Genomic DNA, 7752 nt, shown 5'->3' on the forward strand with positions numbered 1-7752 from the left:
CCCCGAAGGTGATGGCTGCAGAACTCTCCGCGCACCCAATCACATACGGCCGACAACACTCGCTGTTATCGCACCACAGAAGTTGAACCAGAACCCGTTCGCATGAGCAAAGCCAATTCCCGCAGTCTGGTTGAGAGCCGTGTGGGCGCGGGGCGGGCGGGCCGCGGTAGGCAGGTGGGCGGATTGTGACGCTGTGCTGGCGTTCGTCACCTCGCTGGAGTGGCTGGGGGAGGGCCGGCACGGTGCCGACGGCACCGGCCGCGGGGTCGCCCGCGTCGTGCCTGTCCGGGCGCTGGCTACCGCGCCCGTTCCCTCACGGCCGCCGACTGGGCCCTGTCCGGTGATGCCGAGCGCGGCCTGGTTGACCTCGTGGGCTTCGGCTTGGGGATCTTTTCGGGCAAGTTCCACCCGCGGCTGCGCGGGTTCGTTCAGGTGCTCTCGGTGGGTGGACGGTCGCAGGCGTTCGTGTTCGCCACCAGCGGCCTTCCCGAGCTGGGGTTGCGGCGCTTCACCCGCTTCCTGGTTCGACTCCCGGGCCAGCCAGAAGGGCTTCAGGGTGCGCGGCACCTTCTTGTGCCGCGGCTTCGACACCTGGCTCCCCTTCAAGCTCGTCGGCGGTATCAACAAGACCCGCCCCGACGCCGGCGGCCTTGCCGCCGCGCAGGCCTTCGCCGAAGGCCTGCCGGTCGGTGAGCCCTCAGAACGAAGGCTCCCGGGCGAACAGGTGATACCCGCAGGCCACGGCGACCGAGGCGATGGCTCCGGTCTCCGTGCGCCCCAGCCATACCACTGAGGATCCTTCGGCACCGAACGTCACGAGGTCGGCCCCGTGCTCGTCGTCGGCTACGCGCTCGAACGCGCCGTCGAAGAGGCTCTCCGTGCGTCGGGGCTGCCGGTTACCGGCCCGGAACCCGCGCCAGAACTCCAGGAACGGGTCCGTCAGCACCGTCCAGGCCATGGCGTCGGCGAAACTCCCCATGTTCGTCTCGGTCTCGAACCCGATCCGCTTCCCAGAGCGGATCCGCGAGATGTCATCGCCCACGCCGAGGGCCATCTCCCAGCGGGTTACGGGGGCCTCGGTGATGCGGAGACGGACGGCGGCGAGCTCCCGGCCGTCGAAGCGCTCGCCCATGAACTCATACGGGGCTTCCGTCCAGGCGGCCTCCATCCGGAAGACGCCGGCCGGGATCCGCTCCGCGAGTTCCCGGCCGACCCGCGTCCGCAGGCCCGGTCCGTCCTCCTGTGGCCACGGCGCGTCGACGACGAGCCGACCGCTGGGAATGCGGATCGTGGCCACCTTCCGCACCTCGACGACCCGGACGGGCGTCGCCGGATCTCCGTGCCGCGTGCCGAGTCTGGTCCCGGGCGTGAAGACCGCATCCAAGTACCAGCTCTCCTCGGGACCGGCCGCCGACCAGGCATCTGCTGCAAAATCCATGGGCCGACGATAGGCGGTCACGCCGACATGGCCCGTGCAGGAACGCGAGGAACGGTTCGTGCGGGAGGCCGAAGAACAACCGGAGGCCGCCCGCACGGCCCACGCCGCGCTGCGCCCATGCTGGACGTGCCGGGGCTCGATCGGGGGGCAAGGAGGGCTCGGAGCTGGAGCTGCGGGGCAAGGCCCGGCCGGACCGGCTGGAGCGCCCCGAGTGCGTACAGGGCCGCGCCGCAAAAGACTTGGGCCCGCTGATGCTGCCGGTACCGACCAAGCGCGAGCTGGTGGCCGCCCTGGTCCCGGCGCCGGACGATCCGTGGTGGGAGGAGCGGGTGTTGCACGCGAAGCTCTACCCGGCGAGGGGCCGCCGGGTGTGACCCGGCGGGGTGCGGGCTGGCCCGTGTCTGGTGGGCCTGGCCCCGAACACTGGGGCCAGGCGAAGTCTGGCTGGTCAGCCGGGGATGAGGCCGTCGTCGCTGAGCATGTCTTTGACCTCGTCCATGGTCGCGTCGGGTGCGGGCAGGATCAGCTCGGAGGGCTCCAGCGCGTCGTCGGGCAGGGGAGTGCCCAGGCGGCGTACGGCGTCGAGAAGGGCGCCAAGACTCCTGCGGAAGCCAGCTTCGTCGCCGCTCTCCATCTCTTCCAACAGCTCGTCGTCGAGCATGTTAAGTTCGGTGAAGTGCGAGTCGGCCAGCTTCCATTGGCCCTCGCCCATGATGCGCGCGATCACTGCGCTCTCCCATCTTATAGGTGGGCTCCCGCCGGGAGTGGCTGGAGCCGCTGCCCATCCCATCGCTCTTCCACCGCGGGAACTGGCGTCTACGGCGCGTGGCGGACGCCGTTCACCCGACCGAGCAGTGGTGTGACCTGTTGGTGGTTGTGGGCGTGGTTTGGCCTTGGATCGCTGATTGTCTGGACCTTTGGTTGGACCTGTTGGGGTGGTGGCCGGGGGTTGGTGTCGGGCTGGTGTGGTGACTGTTTGTGGTGGTGGGTGGGGTCGGAGGTGTTGTCGGGGGTGCTCGGCCGGTGGGCGGGTGTTTCGCCCGGTGGTTTGGGCTTGAATTTCTCCAGCGGGCAGTTGGTCCAGCTCGGCAACTAGTGAGGAGCAAGGAATGGCGAGCAGCATCGGCCGGCTCATGGAGATCATGGGCGACCCTGGCCATGAGCCCTTGGACGTGCACTGGGCGGGCTCCGTCGAGCGGCTCGGCGTCGAGCTGCCCTCCGACTATCGTGCGTTCGTGGAACGGTACGGACACGTCCAATACCACGGCGACCTCGCGGTGGTGGCACCGGCGCTGGGGCCCGGTATCCCGGAGGAGGAGAGGTTCGAGGGCCTCTACCAGTTCAACAAGGACGTCGGGGACATGTTGGAGGGGTGGTACGAGTGGAACCCCGAGTTCGGCCGTCCGTACGAGCCCTTCCCGGCTAAGGGCTGCTTGCTTGCCTGGGCAAACAACACGATCTCCGACTACTTCTGCTGGGACACCTCGGCCGGCAGTTCGGACGAGTGGCCGGTCGTGGTGTGGCGCTTCGACATCAGCGAGATGTACCGGTTCGACGGGGGCATGACTGACTTCCTCACCGCTGTCCTGACGGGCGAATTCCCCGATGCCGAGGAGATGATCGACCGTACCCTGGCGCCTGACTTGTGGTGCTAGAAGACCGCTGAAGATTTTGTTGGTGGAGGGGCTGTCCCGGTTGTGGACAGCCCCTCCTGCGTTATGTGGTTGAGGGGGCGAGGGTCCGGGTGAGGCCGAGGCTGATGAGGCGGCGAAGTGCTCCGGGGTGGCTCCTTTGACAGTGGTGGCGGCTAACTGGGCGTTTCGTCCGTGAGGGAGCTGTTTGATGCTGGTTTCCGAGCCGTTTGATCGAGCCGCTTGAATAGGCTTCCGGGGCGTTGGGACAGCAGCGCCACCACTGCACGAATGCCCGTCGGATCTGCGCCGTTACTCCTCTCTCATCCCAGGAAGCCAGGTCGAGCCGTACTTGTCCGCCGAGTGTCGCGGCCTATCCAATCGCGCGGTATGCCGTCACCATGACGGATCGCCGACCGTATCCGAGCGACGTGTTCGACGCCCGCTGGGCGCTGGTCGAACCCACCCTCACCGCATGGCGGAAAGCCCGCACCGAACGCGCCCTGGCGTTCGGCCGGCCACCCGAGCACAACCTGCGCGACCTGCTGGACGCGATCCTCTACGTCGACCGCACCGGCGACGACGACCGCAGCTCCTACCTTCCTAGCTCCGCCTGGCCCCTCGGCGACGGAGATCCCGACAACCCGCCCTTCTGACCATCAGCGCAGGAGCAGGTGGCCGCGTTGGTCTCCGTTCCGGACGACCCGTCGCGGGAAGATTGACTGTGCACGCCAAGCTCTACCGGCTCTGGCGGGTCGGTGGTCTGCTGAGCAACCGTCGTCGTGGAGCTGCGGGAGAAGGCCCGGCCGGACCGGCTGGAGTGCCCGCAGTACGCCGTCACCCCGGGCCGTGCCGCCGTGCTGCTTCGCCGGGCCAATGTCCGGGCGTCCGCCGCCTGCCTTCGGCCCGGCTGCCGTTCGGCCGTCGCCGGCTGCCGTCTGCCGCCTGCTCTGCCTGTCCCGGTCGTGGTTCAGCTACTGTGTCGCCGACCCGCCGCCTGCCGTCGGCCGCCGTTCGCTGCTGCGTCTGGCCGCGTCCCGGCCGCTGCGCGGGGCCGTGCCGCTGTCCAGCCGGCCCGCTCGTAGCCGGGCCCCTGCCGTTCCGCCCGCCGTCCGGCCCGAAACTGCCGTTCGGGCCGCGGCCCGGGCCGCTGCCGTGCTGTTGCGTGGAATGGCCCGGCGCAGCGGCACGGCCGGAACGGCGGCGACCCGGGTAGCAGCGCCCGCTGGAGATGGCAGCACGACGGCCGCTGGCCGACGGACGGAGGGCGACCGGGGACGGCTGCCGGCAGCAACCGGGGGCGGACGGCGGCCGGAACAGCGGCGACCCGTCAGGTCCCCGCCGAGCGGAGCGACACGGCAGCGGCGCGGCCAGGTCGCCAGCCTGCCGGCCGCCGCCGCCGCCGTCGGCCGCCGTCCGGCCCCGGCCGTTGTGCCGCTGCGCCGGCCGGGCCGCTGTCCGGCAGTGGTCTGGTTGTCGTGGCGGTCCGCTGGCCGCCGTCCTGTGGTTGTCCGGCTGGCCCGCCGTGCCGGGCCGCCGTCGGGCCCCCGCCGCCCGCTGCCGACTGCCGTCCGGCCCGTCTGCGACCGCTGTGCCGGCCTCGGTTCGGTGGTGCTGGGCGGCAGGGCCGCCGTCCGTCCGGCCTGCTGCCGGTTGCTGCTGGCTGCCCTGGCCGTTCAGTCCGTTGTCGGTCGCCGTCCGGCCCGCCTCCGTCTGGCCGCGGCCGGGGCCGCTGGCGTGCTGTTGCGCGAACGGCCCGGCGCAGCGGCCCGGCCGGAACGGCGGCGACCCGTCAGGTCCCCGCCGAGCGCAGCGACACGGCAACGGCGCGGCCAGGTCGCCAGTCGTTCGGCCGCCGTCGGCCCGGCCGTTGTGCCGCTGCGCCCGGCCGTACCCGGCCGCTGATGCCCGGCCGTGCCGTTGCGTTCGGCCGGGTCCTGACGGGTCGTTGCGGTTTCGTCCGCCGGCCCGTCTGTTGTTCGGCCGTCGTCGCGGCCCGTCGCTGCTGCCTGCCGGCTGCAGCCCGCCTCCACTGGCCGTCCGGCCGCCGTCGGCCCCGGCCGTTTTGCCGCTGCGCCCGGCTGTACCCCGGCCGCCGTCCGGCCGCGCCCCGGCAGCTGCGTCTGGCCGCTGCGCCGGGCCGTTCCGCTAGGCCGTGCCGCTGCGTCCGGCCTCCGCCGGGTTTCCCCGCCGCCTGCGGTTTTCCGTCGGCCGTCCGTGGTGCGCGGTCCACCGCTGCGTCCGGCCGTGCTGCTGTCCGGCGGTGGTCTGGCTGTTGTCGCGGCCTGCCAGCCGCCGCTGTGCCGCCGTCGTTGTGCCGGCCGCTTTTGTGTCGCTGTCCGGCCGTGCCTCGGCCGCTGTCGTGCAGCTGCGTTCGGTCGGGCCCTGACGGGACGCCGCTGCTGTCTGTCTGTCTGCCTGCCCGGCCGGGCGCAGGCTCCGGCCGCGCGGAGGTCGGGGGTACCTCCGGCGGTTGTGCCGCCTCGGTCGGGGCGGTGCTGGACCGCCGCTGGCCCGCCGTCCGGCCGTGCGCAGCGGCCGGCGCCCCGGCTGCCGCGCACGGCCGCTGCTGCCCGCCGGGTCGCCGCCTACCGGCGTCGGCCGCCTGCCGTTGCTGTCCGTTCGCCGTCCCGCCCGCCCGCCCGCCCGCCCGCCCGCCCGCCTGCCGTCTGTCGGCTGCCGTTGTGCCGCCCCGGTCCGGGCGCGCCCTGGCCGCTGCGTCCAGCCTCCGCCGGGTTTCCCGCCGCCGGGCCCGGCCGTTGTGCCGCTGCGCCTGGCCGTGCCGTTGCTTGGCTGTGGTCTGGCTGTTGTCGCGGCCTGCCAGCCGTCGCTGTGCCGCTGGTCGTCGGCCGCCCGCTTTGCCTGCCCCGGCCGTGGCCTGGCTGTCGGTGCTGTCCGCGGTGGCGCGTCTGGCTGCCCCTGGCGAGTGCCCGGCTGGGCGGGGTTCCCGGGGTGGGCGGTGCCTGGGGCAGGTGGAGACACAGGGGTGTGACCTGTCGGAGGTTGTGAGCCTTTTCGGGTGCCGCGTCGACGAGCGGCCCCCAGGCCAGCCGCCGGCGAGACCGTCCACCCCGGTGGTCCTGGCCGTGCTGGTCGACGCCCGTCCGGCCCGCGGCGGCTTTTCGCTGTCCGGTGCTCACGGCTGTGGGCGTGGTCCGGGGGATGGCTCGCGCGTCGCATCATGCTGATGTCCGTGTCGCGTCTGTCCTTGCTGGCGCGGGGGTCGCTTGGGTCGCTGCTCCTGGTCGTGGACGTCGGCCGGGCCGTCCCGGCCGCTGTCGTGCTGCTGGGTGCCACTGCGGTCTGTCGGCCTGGTGAGGATGGCTCGCGTGAGTCATCAAGGGGCGCCCGGTGGCGTGGCCGCGGTCCTGGCGCCGTCCTCGGCGACGTCGTGCTGCGCCCCGCTGCGCCCGTCCGGCCTTTGGTACCGGCTGCCTCGGGGCCGTCCTGGCGGACGTCGCCGGGGGATGCCTCGCGCGTCGAATGGAGCCCGGGGTGGGTGGCTGCGCCTCTGTCCGTCTTGTGGTCGGTCAGCGTCATCCAAAGTACTTCTTAACGAGCGCCGTCTTGTCTGCTGGACCTGCTCCCGTGAAGAGATTGCAGCCAGCTTGCCACGCAATAGCCAAGGCCAATTTGTTCCGGGCTTCTTCCGAATGGCATTCGATGGAAAAGAAGTTGCCGGCATCGACCACGATGAAGCGATCTCTCTCATGATGGACCGCGCCAACAGTAGTCAGGGGTGTTCTCTCGCGCCGGGCGCCGGGGATGATCAACTCCTTCTCAGTTACGACGCACACCTGCCCGTAGCAGTCACCGTGAATCTGCCCCGGATGGGATCGGTAGCCGATAATTCGCTGCTCGTAACGCTCAGACATGGCATTTACACTCTCCCACTAATGCAATCCGTCGTTCGAACTGTCCTGGATGCTTCTGGGCCCCCTTTCGACGCTATCCAACCTCCTTGGCTCCGCGCGACTGCTGCGTGCGAGAGCGCAATCTGTTGGCGCTGTCCTGCGCGATCCGCCGTAACGTGCTGATCTTCCTAGCCCGCGGCGGTGCGGAGTGGTGTCGGTGACAGCTCTTGCATCTTCGAGGTCCAGTCCCGCACCTCGCCCCCAGTACGGAGCGACAGGCCTTGGGAGGCCTGCCCGGTAGGCTACGTGCCGGGGCGGGTGGGGGCCGCTGGGCGGGCGGGTGGTGCAGGCCCCGCCAGGGGCCCCCGAGCCGGGGGAGACGCTACGTCCGGGGATTTACGCCATATCGTCAACGGGTGCTCCGCCGGATATCCCCTCCCCGTCAGGGGAGGGCCCTTTACCGGGAATTCGCGTCACATCGTGAACGGTGCCCGACCGTAGGGAGGGGTGGGGTGCTACCGGATTTTTGCGTCACATCGTCAACGCTGGGGGCGGCCCCGAGGGAGGGGGCGTCTACCCGAAATTCGCGTCACATCGTCAACGTACCTGAGGGCCGGGCCGCAGGTCCGTGCCGACCGCGCCTCAGTTGCTGCCCCGTCAGGGGCCCAAGCCTGCCCGCGAATTCGCCGTAGGCGAATGGGCCCCAGCCGTCCCGCCCGGCGTAGCGGGACGCCACGCACGGTGACGGCGCAGCCGGCACCCCCGCACCTGGCGGTGCGTCAGCACCGCCCAACGGGCCGTCAGGCCCGTTGTAAGCCGCAGGCTTCCG

The 7752-nt window shown here is 71.2% G+C and carries 5 protein-coding genes and 1 pseudogene; 3 read left to right on the forward strand and 3 right to left on the reverse strand.

Annotated features, from left to right (window positions below; genetic code table 11):
• Positions 1-697: 697 nt before the first annotated feature.
• A complete protein-coding gene (locus tag ACGF07_RS35405) occupies positions 698-1384 on the reverse strand; it encodes a DUF4241 domain-containing protein (protein WP_392905765.1) in 687 nt (228 codons plus the stop codon).
• A gap of 305 nt (positions 1385-1689) precedes the next feature.
• Between ACGF07_RS35405 and ACGF07_RS35410 the strand changes: the two genes are divergently transcribed.
• The gene (locus ACGF07_RS35410) at positions 1690-1812 is read left to right on the forward strand and encodes a hypothetical protein (RefSeq protein ID WP_392905767.1); all 123 of its coding nucleotides are present in this window, start codon (positions 1690-1692) and stop codon (positions 1810-1812) included.
• A gap of 74 nt (positions 1813-1886) precedes the next feature.
• Here ACGF07_RS35410 and ACGF07_RS35415 read toward each other — a convergent pair whose 3' ends face one another.
• A complete protein-coding gene (locus ACGF07_RS35415; protein ID WP_392905770.1) occupies positions 1887-2165 on the reverse strand; it encodes a hypothetical protein in 279 nt (92 codons plus the stop codon).
• Between the two features lie 382 nt (positions 2166-2547).
• Here ACGF07_RS35415 and ACGF07_RS35420 point away from each other — a divergent pair, with 382 nt between their 5' ends.
• Together ACGF07_RS35420 and ACGF07_RS35425 are read left to right on the forward strand one after the other, a co-directional pair.
• A complete protein-coding gene (locus tag ACGF07_RS35420; RefSeq protein WP_392905772.1) occupies positions 2548-3093 on the forward strand; it encodes an SMI1/KNR4 family protein in 546 nt (181 codons plus the stop codon).
• Between the two features lie 377 nt (positions 3094-3470).
• Positions 3471-3647 (forward strand): annotated as a pseudogene (locus ACGF07_RS35425) (transposase); the annotation flags it as partial.
• Positions 3648-6605: 2958 nt separating this feature from the next.
• Here ACGF07_RS35425 and ACGF07_RS35430 read toward each other — a convergent pair.
• Positions 6606-6944, reverse strand: coding sequence for a hypothetical protein (locus ACGF07_RS35430; protein ID WP_392905774.1), 339 nt, complete (start codon positions 6942-6944; stop codon positions 6606-6608).
• Between the last annotated feature and the right edge of the window lie 808 nt (positions 6945-7752).

This window comes from Kitasatospora sp. NPDC048194 (genome assembly GCF_043202455.1).
Lineage (GTDB): Bacteria > Actinomycetota > Actinomycetes > Streptomycetales > Streptomycetaceae > Kitasatospora.